The organism is Faecalibacterium sp. DFI.5.82 (assembly GCF_029076575.1).
In the GTDB taxonomy this organism is placed as follows: Bacteria; Bacillota; Clostridia; order Oscillospirales; family Ruminococcaceae; genus Faecalibacterium; species Faecalibacterium duncaniae.
In genome coordinates this window covers 1-596 of the sequence record NZ_JARFIS010000040.1, presented here as the reverse complement: position 1 = coordinate 596, position 596 = coordinate 1, and the positions used below count along the sequence as shown (strand labels likewise).

Genomic DNA, 596 nt, shown 5'->3' with positions numbered 1-596 from the left:
GTGGGCAAAGGCCCATTCCAGCGGGACGGGGTCGGCCAGGCCGCCTTCAAAATAAGGCACGCCGTCGATGACGCAGGGCTGGTCGATGACCGGGATGCAGCAGGATGCCATGAGGACGCGGTAGTCGTCCGGGTGGAGGTCTGCCTTGGTGAAATACTGCGCCTCGCCCATCTGTGCATTAGCGGCCACCACGCAGAGCTCTGCCGGGCTGCGGGCAAGCGCCGCGTAATCCAGCGGATTCTCGCCGCCTGCATTGCTGAGGGTGCCGTAGACATAGCCCAGATCGAGATAGGAGTGCTTGTGGATGAGGTTGTGCACGCTCATGTACTCCCTGCGGATGGAGTATTCATCATAAAAGGGCTTGTTCCGCCCATGCTGGCCTGCCAGATAGGATGTCATATTGGCGCTGCCCGCCGAAACGCCGATGCAGAGATCGAAGCGGAGGTCCTCCTCCAGGCAGCGGTCCAGCACGCCAGCGCCGTAAATGCCCCGCAGGCCGCCACCCACCTCGATGACACCGTATTTCATGGTCTGTTCCTCCATCGTTTCATTCCATTTCCCTCCCAGTATAACGGGACGGCGGGAAATACTCATTG

At 60.6% G+C, this 596-nt stretch carries 1 protein-coding gene; it reads right to left on the bottom strand.

Annotated features, from left to right (window positions below; translation table 11 throughout):
* A partial coding sequence (locus P0G09_RS15450) for a patatin family protein (protein WP_275253086.1) occupies positions 1-528 on the bottom strand: 528 nt, incomplete at its 3' end.
* Positions 529-596 lie beyond the last annotated feature (68 nt).